Annotated in this window: 14 protein-coding genes; 8 read left to right on the forward strand and 6 right to left on the reverse strand. The window is 32.5% G+C overall.

From position 1 onward, the window contains the following. The 3 genes from AAC024_RS13910 to AAC024_RS13920 all read right to left on the reverse strand — a co-directional run. A partial coding sequence (locus AAC024_RS13910) for a DUF6646 family protein (RefSeq protein WP_339896106.1) occupies window positions 1-170 on the reverse strand: 170 nt, incomplete at its 3' end. 62 nt (window positions 171-232) lie between these two features. Further along, window positions 233-1,093 carry a cupin-like domain-containing protein gene (locus AAC024_RS13915; protein ID WP_339896092.1) on the reverse strand — a complete coding sequence of 287 codons (861 nt, stop codon included), beginning with the start codon at window positions 1,091-1,093 and terminating at the stop codon, window positions 233-235. Window positions 1,094-1,164: 71 nt separating this feature from the next. Next, on the reverse strand, window positions 1,165-2,985 hold the full coding sequence (locus tag AAC024_RS13920) for a TonB-dependent receptor (RefSeq protein ID WP_339896094.1): 1,821 nt from the start codon (window positions 2,983-2,985) through the stop codon (window positions 1,165-1,167). A gap of 71 nt (window positions 2,986-3,056) precedes the next feature. Between AAC024_RS13920 and AAC024_RS13925 the strand changes: the two genes are divergently transcribed. Continuing rightward, a complete protein-coding gene (locus tag AAC024_RS13925; protein ID WP_339896095.1) occupies window positions 3,057-4,571 on the forward strand; it encodes a PLP-dependent aminotransferase family protein in 1,515 nt (504 codons plus the stop codon). A 111-nt stretch (window positions 4,572-4,682) separates the two neighbouring features. On the opposite strand, the gene AAC024_RS13930 is transcribed toward AAC024_RS13925, so the two are convergent. Further along, on the reverse strand, window positions 4,683-5,099 hold the full coding sequence (locus AAC024_RS13930) for a DUF2007 domain-containing protein (protein WP_339896096.1): 417 nt from the start codon (window positions 5,097-5,099) through the stop codon (window positions 4,683-4,685). A gap of 215 nt (window positions 5,100-5,314) precedes the next feature. Between AAC024_RS13930 and AAC024_RS13935 the strand changes: the two genes are divergently transcribed. The 4 genes from AAC024_RS13935 to AAC024_RS13950 all read left to right on the forward strand — a co-directional run bounded on the left by AAC024_RS13935 (window position 5,315) and on the right by AAC024_RS13950 (window position 7,329). After that, a complete protein-coding gene (locus tag AAC024_RS13935; protein ID WP_339896097.1) occupies window positions 5,315-5,842 on the forward strand; it encodes a DUF2975 domain-containing protein in 528 nt (175 codons plus the stop codon). 203 nt (window positions 5,843-6,045) lie between these two features. Then, complete coding sequence (locus AAC024_RS13940) at window positions 6,046-6,570, forward strand: DUF2975 domain-containing protein (protein ID WP_339896098.1); 525 nt, start codon at window positions 6,046-6,048, stop codon at window positions 6,568-6,570. A gap of 2 nt (window positions 6,571-6,572) precedes the next feature. Then, window positions 6,573-6,779, forward strand: coding sequence for a helix-turn-helix transcriptional regulator (locus tag AAC024_RS13945; RefSeq protein WP_339896099.1), 207 nt, complete (start codon window positions 6,573-6,575; stop codon window positions 6,777-6,779). A gap of 100 nt (window positions 6,780-6,879) precedes the next feature. Further along, on the forward strand, window positions 6,880-7,329 hold the full coding sequence (locus AAC024_RS13950) for a DUF3157 family protein (protein WP_339896100.1): 450 nt from the start codon (window positions 6,880-6,882) through the stop codon (window positions 7,327-7,329). Window positions 7,330-7,341: 12 nt separating this feature from the next. On the opposite strand, the gene dinB is transcribed toward AAC024_RS13950, so the two are convergent. Together dinB and dnaE are read right to left on the reverse strand one after the other, a co-directional pair. Beyond that, window positions 7,342-8,559, reverse strand: coding sequence for a DNA polymerase IV (gene dinB, locus AAC024_RS13955; RefSeq protein ID WP_339896101.1), 1,218 nt, complete (start codon window positions 8,557-8,559; stop codon window positions 7,342-7,344). Continuing rightward, window positions 8,559-11,531: a DNA polymerase III subunit alpha gene (gene dnaE, locus AAC024_RS13960; RefSeq protein ID WP_339896102.1), complete on the reverse strand. Its 2,973-nt coding sequence runs from the start codon at window positions 11,529-11,531 to the stop codon at window positions 8,559-8,561. Before dnaE ends, dinB begins: the two co-directional genes overlap by 1 nt. A 240-nt stretch (window positions 11,532-11,771) precedes the next feature. On the opposite strand from dnaE, the gene AAC024_RS13965 reads away from it, so the two are divergent. The 3 genes from AAC024_RS13965 to AAC024_RS13975 all read left to right on the forward strand — a co-directional run. After that, the gene (locus AAC024_RS13965; protein WP_339896103.1) at window positions 11,772-12,551 is read left to right on the forward strand and encodes a LexA family transcriptional regulator; all 780 of its coding nucleotides are present in this window, start codon (window positions 11,772-11,774) and stop codon (window positions 12,549-12,551) included. After that, window positions 12,552-13,094: a GNAT family N-acetyltransferase gene (locus AAC024_RS13970; RefSeq protein WP_339896104.1), complete on the forward strand. Its 543-nt coding sequence runs from the start codon at window positions 12,552-12,554 to the stop codon at window positions 13,092-13,094. It begins immediately after the preceding gene. A gap of 28 nt (window positions 13,095-13,122) precedes the next feature. Next, on the forward strand, window positions 13,123-15,978 hold a 2,856-nt coding region (locus AAC024_RS13975), incomplete at its 3' end, for a VCBS repeat-containing protein (protein ID WP_339896105.1).

Consider the following 15,978-nt stretch of genomic DNA (forward strand, 5'->3'; position numbering starts at 1 on the left):
CCAAAAGATATATTTTCTCCAATACCATAATCGTAACTAACATTAATACCAGTACCATTCTCTTGTAAATTAGTACCTACTTGAAATTTGTTGTCGTCTTTCCCTTTATAAGCTTGCGCACTAACTAAAGAAACACTCAATATTGTTAATAATAAAATTAATTTTTGCATGATTTGAGTTTTAAATTTAAGTCGGCAAATATATTACAAGTTTTTTATAATCAAAGGGTTATTTATAGATGTTTATGGGTTTTTAATATGGCTTGTTCATTTTTCCAATCAATCCATTTTTGTCCTTTTATACGTCGCATAACATTATCAAAATTGCGCATAACAAAAACGTTATAAACCGCTTTGCTAAAGTTTTTAGGGTTTCTAGCAATAGCTCGTAAACTCATTGAAAAACCAGGTGTTACATAGCGCATGTAGTGCCAATAGCCTTCTGGCATATATAAGACTTCACCATGATTAAGTTCCGTTTTATAACCCTTGGCTTTTTTAAGCATAGGCCATTTATCAAAATCAGGATTATTAAAATCAATATCTTCTCTAGTAATTAAAGAATGCGGAATTTTGTACAAATAGTCATTCTGTTTTTGGTCAAACAAAATACATTGTTTTTTACCTTCAAAATGAAAATGAAAAATATTTGCTAAATCAATGTCATGATGCATAAACGTGTGCGAATCACGTCCGCCAAAAAACAGCATAGGCATACCTTTCATTAGGCGTAGTCCAAAATCAGGGAATGTAAAATCTTTGTGCAAATCAGGGATTTCTTTCAGCGCATTCCATAAAAAAATACGATATTTAGTAGGCTCACGCTTCAATAAATCAATATAATCACCCAACTTCATTTTAGCATGTGGTTCATTAAAACCATCTTTATAATCTACAGGTCTATCATCATAAAGCGGGATGGTAATATCGCCTCCAACCGCTTTCATATAATCTAAATTCCATTTATGGTAAGCAGGCCAATCTTCAATAAAGCGCTCAATAACTACGGGTTTCTGAGGTTTAAAATAGTGCTTTAAAAAATCAGCTTTGGTAATGGTTTTTACACGCGGAATGTCCTGTAAGTTTAACGACAAAGTTATTTTGGTTTAGGTCTGTAAAGTTAAGAAAACGTAACTAAATAGCAGTTCTAAAAATAGCTTAAACGTTAGTTAAAACTGTAATGCAAACCAAATAATACATTGCTAGGAGGCATGGGCACAAAACCAGTTTCAATATATGCTTCATTAAAAATATTAGCAGCAGTTAGTGTAAACTCAAATTGTTTAACAGCTATTACTATAGAGGCGTCCCAAACATTATAGCTAAGACCAGCAGTACGTTCAGCATGCTTGTAGACAATATTGAAGTTCATGTTTTTAACCAATTGCGTACTTAAACGCGAGGTGACATGGTGCTTTAAAGAGTTAATAGAGTACCGAGAAAAGTTGATGTTTAAATCGCCCACTTCATCTTCAATAAAGGTATAACCAAGTGAAAAATTCTGATTTAAATTATTAACTTTAAAGTTATAGCTTGTATTAACTTCAAACCCTTTGGTGTATAAATCGCGAAGGTTGGTAGCCATAAAACGGTCTGTTTCATTTTCTTTTACATAATCTATTAATTTATTGGCATCTCTATAGAATACAGCAAAAGAACCTGTAAATTTTGGTGTAATATATTTTCCGCCTACTTCAACAGAAAGGGCTTCTTCTGGTTCTAAATTGGCGTTACCAACAGTTGCAGGGTCGCTATAAAATAAGTCAGTATATGTTGGTATGCGGTAGGTGTAACCTGTGTTTCCGTAAATTTTAAAATTATCAGTTAATCTGTAGCCAATATCTAACCCAGGAAAGGCGTGGAATTTAAAATCTGAAAAATAAGTTACTGCAACACCTGGAGTAATATCCAATCTGTTATTCAATAATTTAAATTGATGTTCTAAAAAAACATTAGTCATAAATCTATTTCTATTGCCTAAATTATTACTTCTGATGTAAATTTTTGAAAGATCTACCCCAAACCCAGTAACACCAAGTTCAGAATTATAAGACGCATTTACTTCTGCTCCCATCTTATCTGTAATATGCAAGTTTCTAAAAAAATTGGGCTCGTTTCGTTTTAATAGAAACATATCCTGATTGCGCTTCCAATACACGCGAGGTTTTATTTTTAGTTTTTTAGATTCGAAGGTTGTTGTAAAACCAATTAAACTATTTTGGGTTTCTTCGTATTCGTTCCACGCTGGATTTGTGGTATAAAAATTTTCAGCTCCAAATTTGCGATCAAAAAACGTCGCAATCATTTCAACAGCTTGTGCCTTTTTATTGAAAACACTTTTAATGAAGTAGTTTGAATTATTATAGTCTGAATTGTTTCTGTAACCTTCAGAAGTTAATTTACCCACATGAATAATATGTGATGAATTTTCTAACTCTGATCCTAGGGTAACTGAACCATTTAATTGCCCAAAAGAGCCCGTTTCTAAATTAGTAGACACCGAATTTTTTAGTTGTTTTTTGGTTACAATATTAATGGCACCTGTAAAAGCATTTTGCCCAAATACACGTGCTGCAGGTCCTTTAATAATCTCAATACGCTCAATAACTTCAATAGGTAATGCGGCATTCATGGTATGGTGTCCTGTTTGTGCGTCGTCCATTTTAATACCATCAATAAGTAATAACGTTTGGTCGAAACTTCCTCCTCTAATATATACATCGGCTTGACTTCCAGCAGTTCCGCGACGTCTTATATCTACGCCAGCAACTTGCTGTAATAAATCGGCAACATTTGTAGTGGCGCTATTTTTTATGTCTTCTGAAGATATAATATCTATAGTTCTGGAGTTTTCTTTAAATGGTAAATCTATCCGAGTTGAAGTAATAATAACTTCCTGTAAAGAATCTGTTTTTATAGATTCTATTTGAGCATGTCCAATTGACATAAATAATATAAAAGCGGTTAAAGCGAATTTAGTCTTCATAAAATGATTTGTTTAAAACGTTGCAAAAGTCGTAACTTTCCGGACGAGTAGAATAGTCCAGTTTTAAAACAATGAATAGTCCGGTTAGCCATCTTCTAAAACAGTTAATACATTTTGAGAAATCCAGTGCTCAACCTATTTATATTCAAATTGCACAACAAATTATAAATGCGATCCAACGCGGTTATTTATCTAAAGGTGAAGTATTACCAGGAACGCGTGTTTTAAGTCAGATATTGAAAATTCATAGAAATACAGTTGTAGCGGTTTACGATGAGTTAGCCTCTCAAGGCTGGGTAGATATAATCCCCAACAAAGGCACATTTGTTTTGGTGCCAGAACAAACAACACCTACAATTAAAGCAACGGCACAACGCATAGATCAAGTGTATGACTATTCTAAAATTACTGGTTTTCCATTTCAGCCGTCATTTAATTTGTCTTCTACATTGCAAATAACAACCGCTAAGTATAGTATTAATGATGGGAACCCCGATTTAAGATTACATCCTGTACATCAATTTTCAAGATGGTATAGTGCCGTTATGAAGCGAAAAACTTTAATTAAAAAATGGAATCAAACAGCCCAATTGTCTTTTTCGGTATTTGAAACGCAACTTTGCAATTATTTAAATGCTACAAGAGGATTTCATATAAAACCATGTAACCTTATAAGTACGCGAAGTACAGAAATGAGTTTATATATTGTTTCGCAGCTTTTAATAAAACAGAACGATATTGTTTTGGTAGGGCATTTAAGTAACTATGCGTCGAACATGATTTTCCAGCAAGCAGGTGCTGCTATTAAAACAATTCCAGTAGATTCTAATGGTTTAGATGTTGATTATATTAAAACCCATTTTGTAAAGGGAAGTATCCGTTGTGTTTATATATGTGCCCATAGGCATTATCCAACAACAAAAACACTAAGTACAGGGCGACGCTTAAAATTGTTAGAATTGGCCAAAGCATACCAATTTGCCATTATTGAAGACGATTACGATTATGATTTTCAGTTCGAAGGTTCTGCCATGTTACCAATGGCAAGTGCCGATGCTAATGGCATGGTAATTTATTTAGGGAAACTTGGGCAATCGTTATTTCCAAGTTTTCAAACAGGATTTGTTGTAGCACCCGAAAATTTAATTTCTGAAGCAAAAAACTATTTGCAATTGCTAGACAAACAAGGCGATATTATACAAGAGCAGATACTTTCTGAGTTAATTCAAGAAGGTGAAATATACCGCCTCATGAAAAAAAATATCATAATTTATAAGCAAAGGCGCGATTGTTTATGCAAGTATCTAACAACATATTTTGAGGGCGCTATAACATGGGAAATGCCATCGGGCGGATTAGCAATATGGGTGCAGTTTGAATCTAAAATCTCATTGGTTAAGTTAGCAGAAGAAGCCGAAAAAAACAATTTGTGTCTTCCAAAAACCACGCTTTATCAAGACAGAGATACATGTGCTATTCGTTTTGGATTTGGACATTTAAATGAAGAAGAAATAGCCCTTGTAGTTAAAAAACTGAAAAGGGCTTATGATGTAGTGGTTTTAGAAACTATTGAAGATAAATTTTAAATGTTTTCCGAAATGTCAGTTCGCTATGTCATTCAGAACGAGGTACGAAGTGAAGAATCTGTCTTTTATCATTTAGAGATTCTTAGGCTTCGCCTCTGAATGACATTAATGTTACTTTTCTATATCAAACTCGGTTTTGCAATCGTCACACCTGTATTTATGTCTTGTGTAAAATGGAAGTGCTGAAAATAATACACCAAAAACAAACCAGAATAATGATTTAGCATCTTTTATTGTTGAAAATAACTCAACGTGATGTCCTTTGCAATTTGGACAGCTAATCGTGTGTCCTTCATCATCAACAGAATATTTATTTATAGATTCTAAAATATGTTGCGCCTCTAAAGCGTCCGTTGATAAAACCTTTAGTTTAACTCCGCCAATCGCGTTACTTACCAAAGGATCAGTATCAATGGTTAAGTTGTCAGTCAAGAATACTTGTATGCCTTCAGCTTCTAAACGACCTTTTATAATTTGAGCTTCAGTAGAATATTGAAATCTGGCTATAGTTTTAAAGGTGTCACTCATATTCTTAAATAATCATGTGATGAAAAATTCACCAATATATTTTGGGTTCCAATTTGGTATAGGGCATTATTCGCTTTGCGTTCTTCTATTTTTTCTTGTAGTTTTTTGGGTAGTATAAATCAAAGATAGTCAAATTGCAAAAATAAATTTTTAATTAATAATTATTGTTTTTCGATAATTTTATATATATTTGTTATCGTTAAACAATAATTATTATGAAAAAATTAGCCTATATATCATCCGTAATCTTATTTTACAGCTTCTCAATTTTATTTCTTTTTATACTGGTTTTTTCAATACTATCCTATTTTGAATATAAATTCGGAGTACAAATTCCGTTTGTTGAAGTTTTGGAAAACCATGCAAAAGTTAAAGTTCCTTTACTTGGTTTACGAATAAATGTTCCATTTAGTTACGCTATTCTTATTATGTGGTCTGCCATGTTATATTATGCTATTTATTTTTATGCGTTTAAAGAATTTCTTAGAATATTTATCAAAAAAAAGGTGTTTGAAGCTAAATCGTTAAAACGATTGCGGTTTTTCTTAAAATTAAACTTAATTCCTTTAATCTACATAGTAGCATTTACAGCTTCTTTTCTATTAAGAGGAGTGGCCATTCGTCTTGAGGATGATTATTTTATTGTGTTAGCGCATTTAGTAATAGCTTTTTTAATATATCTGTATTTAGATATTCTGAAAAAGGGTAAATATGTACAAGAAGAAAGCGATTTAACTATATAATGATGAAACATCCATAACTAAATCTTGATACCCATGAGAATGATTAAATGGATGCTACATAGCCTGTTCCGACAATTTCGGAGTGACCAATAAGAAAACAATAGATATAAACACATGAAATGCCCCATAATAATTCTAGTTACCAATCGTGATGTTTGATGGCGAATTATATCTGACCTATTAAAACAATAAAATTTATACAGATGAAAGACAATACTAACATTTTAACCATTATCACTTGGGGAATTTTGCTATCCTCCGTTTCAGTGTTACTCAATGATATGCGTGAGTTTGATTTTATGCAATTCAAGGAATTTCAAAATTGGGCAAAAACGGCCAGTAAAGATGAATCTTGGTTCACGTCTAAAAACGCAATTCAATGGAGTTATCATGCCATTAGTGCCGGTTTGTTTTTCTGGAGAGGTTATCTTATTTATGGGTTTTCTTATTTTTTATCTATTCTTAAAGAAATTGAAAACGGAAACTACTTTAGCGACAAGACTATTAAATATTTTAAAAAAATTGGAAATATCTTTATTTGGTATACCATTAATATTTTAGTTTTAAGGTTTCTTTTAGCAGCGATTGATAAGTCTACTTTTAACTTTTTTAACGAACTCAAGGCAGAGTTTACCTTTTTAATTCCAGCAGGATTAGCATTTTATATTCTAGCCGAAATATTTAAACGTGCTAAGAATGCTGAAGAAGAAAATAATCTAACCATATAGTTATGTCAATAATTGTAAATCTTGATGTCATGCTTGCCAAACGCAACATGAAAAGCAAAGAGTTGGCGAAAATAATTGATATCACCACGGCAAATCTGTCTATTTTAAAATCTGGAAAAGCGAAGGCAGTGCGCTTTTCAACCTTAGAGGCTATATGTAAAGCTTTAGATTGTCAGCCTGCTGATATATTGGAGTATGTAGAAGATTAAAAAGATCTGTCAGGTTTTCAAAACCTGACAGGTCTAAATTAAAATAGTTCGATTTAAAAACGATATTTTTGAAGCACATAACAATTTTATTTTTTTTGCTATGAAAACATGTTTTTTTCTTTCATTATTTCTAATATTTTCTATTGGCTTTGCTCAAAACAATCATATCGTAAAAACAGAAGATGGCAGGCGTGTATTGCTAAAAACCGATTTTACTTGGGAGTATATTGATGCAGAAAAGTCTGTTACAAATGGTTCTGCTATGAATATTCCAAAATCAAAGGAAAGTACAAGCTGTAACCTAGCTGAAGATTTTGTTGAACCGAAATTAGATAAAAAAATTCAAGCACAATTAAAAAAAGGACGAGCGACCATAAGTCATGTAAAAAAGAAAGTAGCTAAAGATTATAATTGTTCTGTTGATGATGTTTTGTTATTATCTGTTTCAGAACAAAAAGCAAAAGGGGTTTATCATTTATGTGCTAACGGTAAAAAAGTTGCTTATAAACGTATTGGTAATACCATTATAAAAAAGGAGAAACTTTTTTAAATTTCAAGGTGTTTACTGCCGTCTATTAGCCAAAAGGGGTGGAGGTTCACCTGTAAACGGATTCCATCTACTAATGCTTTTAGCGTCCATTCCAGCGGCATTAATAACTGCTCTATCACCATAACGTTCGCGCATTTTATCAATAGCTTCACTTAAATGCAAGTGTTTTTCATTGTCTTCAAACAAATTAATTTGGTGCCCACCTTCAACTAAATGACTAAATTTTACACCAATAAGTCTTACCAGTAAACGTCTGTTATAAAGCTTTCTATATAAATCTAAAACCACAGGAATAATATTATGATCCATGGCGCTATACGGAATGCGTTGCTGCTGTGTGTAAGTTTGAAAATCGGAATATCTAATTTTAAATGTGATGCAAGCCGTTAGTTTGTTGCCTCGGCGTAATTGATAAGCTAAGTTTTCTGCCATGGCAATAATAATGCCTTTAAGTTTTGCAACATCGGTAGTGTCTTTATTAAAGGTACGCTCTGTTGAAATAGATTTACGTTCATGATATTGTATCACAGGCGAGTTATCTATACCATTGGCTTTTTTCCAAATACTGAGTCCGTTTTTACCCAATACTTTATGCATTAATTGCATGGGCATTTCTTGTACTGTTTGAATGCGTTTTACGCCCAAATCGCATAACGATTTATAGGTTACCTCGCCAACCATAGGGATTTTTCTAACAGATAAGGGTGCTAGAAAAGGTTTTTCTGTGCCTTTTAAAATTCGAATTTCATTATTAGGTTTAGCTTCGCCTGTAGCAATTTTTGAAACGGTTTTATTAATAGAAAGCCCAAATGAAATGGGTAATCCGGTTTCTATCATAATACGTTGGCGTAACTCTGAGGCGAGTTTATGACAGCCAAAAAACTTGTCCATGCCTGTTAAATCTATATAAAACTCGTCTATAGATGCTTTTTCATAAATAGGGACTCTTTCTTTAATAACATCAGTAACATTTTTTGAGAACTTGCTATAAATCCCGGAGTTGCCTCGCAAAACAATAGCTTCAGGACATAGCATTTTTGCCATACGCATTGGCATTGCAGAATGGATACCAAACTTACGCGCTTCATAACTACAAGATGCCACAACGCCTCTATCTGATGTACCACCAATAAGAATAGGTTTTCCAATTAAACGGCTATCAAGCAAACGCTCGCAGGACACGAAAAAGGTATCCAAATCCATATGAACAATAGAACGGTTGTTGTGCATTATACAGCAAAAGATTTTGGTTTATCAGAATATCTAGGATCTTCAATAATGGCTAGTTTGTACATAGAAACGACTTCAATATTAATACAATCAAACTCCTCTAAAACTTTGCCTGTAATGGCATAAATACCTCGGCCTCTAAAAGGAAATTTGCTGGCAATTGGCGGAAAATGAACGGTGTCTATAAAATACCCATCTCTATCTATAAACGTCCCAAAACACATCATCTTTTGGTTTTTTGTAACGGTATTTTTGGTGGTAATTAAGTAACCTTCAATAGTTATAATTTGCCCTATATACTTTGGTAATTGGGTTGCTTTTAGTTGATGTTTTGATGGGTTTTCTAATAACTCAAAAGGACTACAAAGTGAAAAATTAAGTAACTCTATGTCGTCAAAAGCATTTTCTAAAAAAGAGCTAGGGAGCTGTGGTGTTTTATAATTGATTTTTTCGGTTTTGAATAACGTCACAATATGTTCTTCAAGTGTAATTTTACTAATCTTTAAATGTGCCTCCCATAACAGTTCTCTTTTATTAATACCTGTAAATCTAAATGCATTTATTTTTATAAGAATTGATATTTGTTCGATGGAAATGGGCACTCGGTCTATAAAATCATCTAAGCTTTTAAAAACCCCATGTTTTTGTCGTTCTATAAGTAGGCTTTTAATTATTTTTGATTCCAATCCATTTAGAAACATAAAGCCTAAATAAATGGTTTTATGTTGAATGATGGCCATATTAAAACTCGTATTTACACAGGGAGCTTCTATAATGCCTCCATGCATTCTAGCCTCATGAACGTAAAGTTCGGTTCTGTAAAAACCACCGAAATTATTGATAGTAGCTACCATATATTCTAATGGATAGTAGGCTTTTAAAAATAAACTTTGATAACTTTCTACAGCGTAAGATGCAGAATGCCCTTTGGCAAAGGCATAACCCGCAAAACTTTCTATTTGTCGCCAAATATCTTCGATTAAAGCTTCGGGTTCTCCTTTTTGTTTGCAATTATCAAAAAAGAGTTGTTTTACTTGTAAAAACTCTTCACGTGAGCGGAATTTACCCGACATCCCTCGACGTAATTTATCGGCTTCCGCCAAGGTTAAACCTCCAAAATAATGCGCTACTTTAATAACATCTTCTTGATAGACCATAACGCCATAAGTTTCGGGCATAATGTTTAGCAAAACAGGATGTGCATCTTTTCGGCGTTCGGGGTAGCGGTAGCGTAAAATATATTCGCGCATCATTCCGGACTTTGCAACACCAGGACGAATAATAGAGCTAGCGGCTACTAATCCTAGATAATTATCAACTTGTAGTTTTTTAAGCAGCATACGCATAGCGGGAGATTCTACATAAAAGCAACCAATGGCCTTGGCATTTCTAAGGAGGTCTTTAATTTTTTCATCTTGTTTAAACCGTTTGATGTCATGAATATCAATAGGTTCTTTTTCAGGGTGATTATAAGCAACAATTTCTACGGTATCTTTAATTTTTCCCAATCCGCGCTGACTTAAAATATCGAATTTATACAGTCCGATATCTTCAGCAACTACCATATCAAACTGTGTAGTAGGAAAGTTTTTTGGAGGCAAAAAGGTGGCCGTATAATAATGAATTGGTTTTTCTGAAATAATAATACCACTGGAATGTATGCCCAAGTAGTTTGGAAACCCTTGGATGTATGTACTATATTTAATAACCAATTGCGATAATTTATCGAGCTGATTAAGTTGGTATTTTCCTCTGGTAAGCATATCCATTTCAGATTTAGGCAACCCAAAAACTTTACCCAACTCTCTTACTGAAGCTCTAAATTTAAAGGTATTATAAACGGTAAGGAGCGCTGTATTCTTAAAGGTCTTAAAAATGAATTGTGTAATATCATCACGGTCTGTCCAAGAAAAATCAATGTCAAAATCTGGTGGATTTTTCCGGTATAGGTTAATAAATCGTTCAAAATAAAGATCTAATTCTATGGGGTCCACATCTGTAATACGTAATAAATAGGCAACAATACTATTAGCACCACTGCCTCTGCCTATATAAAAATAATTTTTACTACGCGCATACTCTAAAATGCGCCAATTAATGAGAAAGTACGATACAAAACCCTTTTGCTTAATAATATCCAACTCTTTTTCTATACGCTTATAAATGACTTCATTTGGGTTTTCGTAACGATAACTTAAACCGCTATAAGTTAGCTTTTTTAGTAATTTATAGTCTTCAGCTTCACTTTTGGTGTATGATTTTTGATTGTTTGGTATGTCTTGCGAAAAATCGAATGCAATATCACAATGTCCTAAAATGGTTTCTGTATTTTTTAGAATTTCTGGAAACTCCTGATACGTTTCACATAACTCATCATAAGGCAACATAACGTCGGTTTCTTTGCCTTGTTCTGTCTTTGAGAGTTTACTTAACAGTGTATTATTATCTATGGCTCGTAATAATCGGTGGGTGTTAAATCCTTTTTTATTTTCAAAAGAAACGGTTTGTAAAACCACTAATTTACTTCGGAAATTATTCCATTTTGAAAATTTGAGTTTGTTGAGGTCTTGTGGTTTTATACCTAAAAACTCATTGCTTTTAAGATTGTATGTTTCCCCATGATTATAAGGATAAATAACAAAAGTATCTTCTAATTGAGGGGCTTGTTCCGGGATTTTTAAGCTAGAATCATGAAGGAATGCAGAAAGATATATGTTGATGTTTTGAAACCCTCGATTGGTTTTTGCTAATAAAACAAATTGTTGTTGTGCGCCATTTCTAAAATCGACTCCCAATACAGGTTTTACTTCATACTTTTCAGAAAGTCTAACAAAATCTAAACTTGCTGATGTATTATTAATATCAGTCAAAGCCAATGTTTGAATCCCATTTTTTGAAGAAATGGCAAGTAATCTTTCTGGCTTTATAGTACCATAACGTAAGCTGTAATATGAATGACAATTTAAATACATAAGTTCTAAACTATTTCTTCAGACAAATCACCCAATTAAAACGCCCTTTTTTGCGTTAGCCTTCAAAAGAAAAATAAATCGTAGCTATTACTATGCTTGATTTTTGTTTTTTGTCTAACACAAAAAATCATTCCCGAAAAGTCGGGACAGGCTATTTTCTTTTTGTATGATTTGGTCTGAGAAATAGTTTAACAAAATTAGCTACAAATTAGAGTAATTGTTGCTTATATTTGTAGTAATATGAAATTTATTCAAACAAATATTAAACACTTAAGGTCCTTAAAGGGGTTTTCTCAAGAACAGTTCGCAGAGGAGCTAGGTTGGACACGCTCTATGGTTGGTTCTTATGAAGAAGGGCGATCAGAACCATCTATTGATAGGCTTATTGGTCTGTCAAAATATTTTGATATACCCATAGATATTTTAGTAAAAAACGATTTAAGAGCTGCCAAAGACACGTCTTTTATTGAAGTGGGGAATAAACGTGTATTATTTCCTATTACCGTAAATGAAGCCAATGAAGATTTAATAGAAATTATTCCTGCAAAAGCTTCGGCTGGCTATCTTCAAGGGTATGCAGACCCTGAATATATTGAGCAATTACAAAAAATAAAACTCCCTTTTTTACCCACAGGAACGCATCGGGCATTTCCTATAAGTGGCGATTCTATGCTACCTGTTAAAGATGGTTCTTTTATTGTTGCTAAATTTATTGATGATATAAACGATGTGAAAAACGGTAGAACTTATATTGTACTTACCAAAGAAGATGGTTTAGTTTACAAACGTGTTTACAATAAAATTAAAGAGCAGGGTTGTTTAGAATTACATTCAGATAATAAAGCTTATGGTGTTTATAATGTAAATATTCAAGAGGTTATAGAACTTTGGGAATTTACCTGTTGTATTAATACGCAAGAATATGATAAGAATGAGTTAAAGCTTAGTAGCATCGTTAATATGTTTCAACAACTTCGTGTAGAATTGAAATCGGTTAAGGGTTTAGAAAATCAATTTTAGATGAAAAACATTATTTATAAAAAGGCCGAAACTACCGAAGAATTACATCAAATTTTAGAGTTACAACAAATTAATATTCTAGATTCAATATCGAAAGAAGAAAGTAAAACAGAAGGATTTGTAACCGTAAAACATGATTTTGAGATTTTAAATGCCATGAATAATAAATGTGCACATACCATCGCAAAAAGTAGTGGTAGCGTAATTGGGTATGCGCTGTCCATGGTTAAAGAGTTTAAAAATGAGATTGATGTTTTGAAACCTATGTTTAAGGAAATTGAGAATTCCGTAGATTCAAATCTTAGCTATATAACCATGGGGCAGATTTGCGTTGATAAAACGTTTAGAAAACAAGGTGTATTTAGAGGTCTTTATAACGCTATGAAAGCACATGTAAAACATGAATTTGATGCGATAATTACAGAAGTAGACAAAAAAAACACGAGATCTTTAAACGCACATCAAGCTATTGGCTTTGAAATATTAAAAACCTACAAATCGAATAATCAAGAATGGGTTTTGCTATCTTGGTCTTGGCATTAACCTTATATAAATTTATAAAAAAAGTAAAATGTATTTTAAAACCAGCCTCCTATTAATAACTTTATTGCTTTGTTTTAACTGCGCAGAAAATATTCCTTTGCCATTTCAAGACGAAAAAAATACCGTATTCACATCTATTCCCCAAAGTCATTCTAAAATAGATTTTAAAAATACAGTTGAAGAAAATTTGTATTTTAATTTCTTAAACTTCAGTTACATTTATAACGGTGGTGGCGTTGCTGTTGGCGATATTAATAATGATGGATTGGAAGATATCTATTTCACATCCAATCAAAATTCAAATAAATTATACTTGAATAAAGGCAATTTTGTTTTTGAAGATATTACAGAAAGCGCCCGTGTTGAAGATCATGAAGGTTGGTCAACAGGCGTAACAATGGTTGATATTAATAACGATGGGTGGTTAGATATTTATGTCTGTAAATCAGGGTCACTAGACAATAGAAAAGCCAGACAAAACAAACTTTATATTAATCAGAAGAACAATAAGTTTAAAGAAGAAGCTTTAAAATATGGATTAAAAGAGTATAGCTTTTCTACCCAAGCTCATTTTTTAGATTATGATAAAGATGGCGATTTAGATATGTTCTTAGTCAACCATCGAGCAGATTTTAGAAATAATGTATTTATTACTGATCCAAAACTTCAACCAAGATTAACTAAAGATGATATAGACCGTTTATTTAGAAATGATAATGGAACGTTTATAGATGTAACAAAATCATCAGGAGTGGCTAAAAAAGCATGGGGATTAAGTGCCTCTATTGGAGATTTTAATAATGATTCGTGGCCAGATATTTATGTGGCAAACGATTTTTTAGAACCCGATTTTTTATATATCAATAATAAAAATGGCACATTCACAGATGAAGTTTTAACGCGTTTTAAACACATTCCAGCCAATAGTATGGGCTCTGATTTTGCCGATATAAATAATGATTTACTACCAGACCTTATCGTTTTAGATATGATGGCTGCCGACAGAAAGCGCGGAAAAGAAAATATGGCAACCATGAGTACAGCTAAGTTTAACCGTTTGGTAAATAGAGGCTATCATCATCAATATATGTCTAATATGTTACAACTTAATAACGGAAATAAAACCTTTAGTGAAATTGGTCAATTTTCTGGCATTGCAAAAACGGATTGGAGTTGGGCGCCCTTAATTGCCGATTTTAACAACGATGGTTTTAATGATGTTTTTATAACCAATGGTATTGAAAATGACCTTTCTAATCAAGATTTTAGAAATAGCATGCGCAAAAACATTAAGAATCGTAAAAAAGTGAGTTTGGAAGAAGCTATTGGTATGATACCCTCTACAAAACTAGCAAATTATATGTTTACAAATAATGCTGATTATACTTTTAAGGATGTATCCGTCGATTTTGGTTTTGATGCTAAAATAAATTCAAATGGTGCTGCTTATGCTGATTTTGATAATGATGGCGACTTAGATTTGGTGCTTAATAATCAATCGGATAAAGCATCTATTTATAGAAATAATACAGAAGCTAATTATATAACAATACGTTTAGAAGGTCCAAAACATAACATAAAAGGCATTGGCGCAAAAGTTCAAGTTTATGTCAATAATACACAACAATTAAAGGTGTTATATACGAGTAGAGGGTATCAATCTTCAGTAAGTAGTCATTTGAATTTTGGATTAGGAGCATCAAAAATGGTTGATAGCTTAAAAGTCATTTGGAATGATAATAAAACACAAACATTAAGAAAGATTGAAGCAAATAAGCGTTTAACCTTATCCTATTCTAAAGCAAAAAAAGAGAATATTATTGTTAAAAAAGAAGCGTCATTATTCGATTCGATTTCTGCTTCGAGTATAGGGATTAATTACAAACATAAATCGGTAAATTTTGATGACTACAATTTGCAGCTATTATTACCTCAAAAGCAATCAACAATTGATAACGCATTAACGGTTACCGATGTAAATAATGATGGGTTAGATGATATTTTTATAGGAAATACAATGGGGTTTCCTGCGGAACTTTACATTCAAAATAGTTTAGGAACTTTTGTGAAAACGAATCAAGAATTATTTGAAAAAGATAAAGCGTATAACGATAATAATGCTTTATTTTTTGATGCTGATAATGATAACGATTTAGATTTGTATGTTGCTTCGGGTAATTACAGTCAACCTGAAAAAAGTGCTTTACTTCAAGATAGATTATATATAAATGACGGAAAAGGGAATTTTTCAAAAGGAAAGCTTCCAAAAATGTTAAGCGTTACAAAAGCCATAGCTACTAGCGATTTTGATAATGATGGTGATTTCGATTTATTTATTGGTGGGCGTTTGGTTTCAGGGAAATATCCCAACGCACCAACATCCTATTTATTAGAAAATAGAAAAGGAAATTTTATAGATGTTACTTCCAAAAGAGCTAAAGAGTTACAGTCGATTGGTTTAGTAAACGATGCCAAGTTTTCAGATTATGATAACGATGGGGATACTGATTTAATTTTAGCAGGCGAATGGATGCCTATTTCATTTTTTAACAACAATAAAGGTGTTTTTACCAAAGTTGATTTGCCAACAAACACAAAAACAGGATGGTTTCAAACCATAAAAGCGATAGATTATGATGCTGATGGCGACGATGATTATTTTGTTGGAAATTTTGGAAAAAACAATAAATTTCATCCATCGGAAAAAACGCCACTACATATTTACGCTAATAATTTTGATGATAATAACAGTTATGATATCGCTTTAAGTAAGGAATCTGAAGGCGATTTATTTCCTATTCGTGGTAAAGAATGTTCCTCACAACAAACCCCTTTTTTGAATGAAAAAATTAAAACATTTAGAGAATTTGCTAATTCGAATATT

This window comes from uncultured Algibacter sp., assembly GCF_963976535.1.
Taxonomy (GTDB): domain Bacteria; phylum Bacteroidota; class Bacteroidia; order Flavobacteriales; family Flavobacteriaceae; genus Algibacter_B.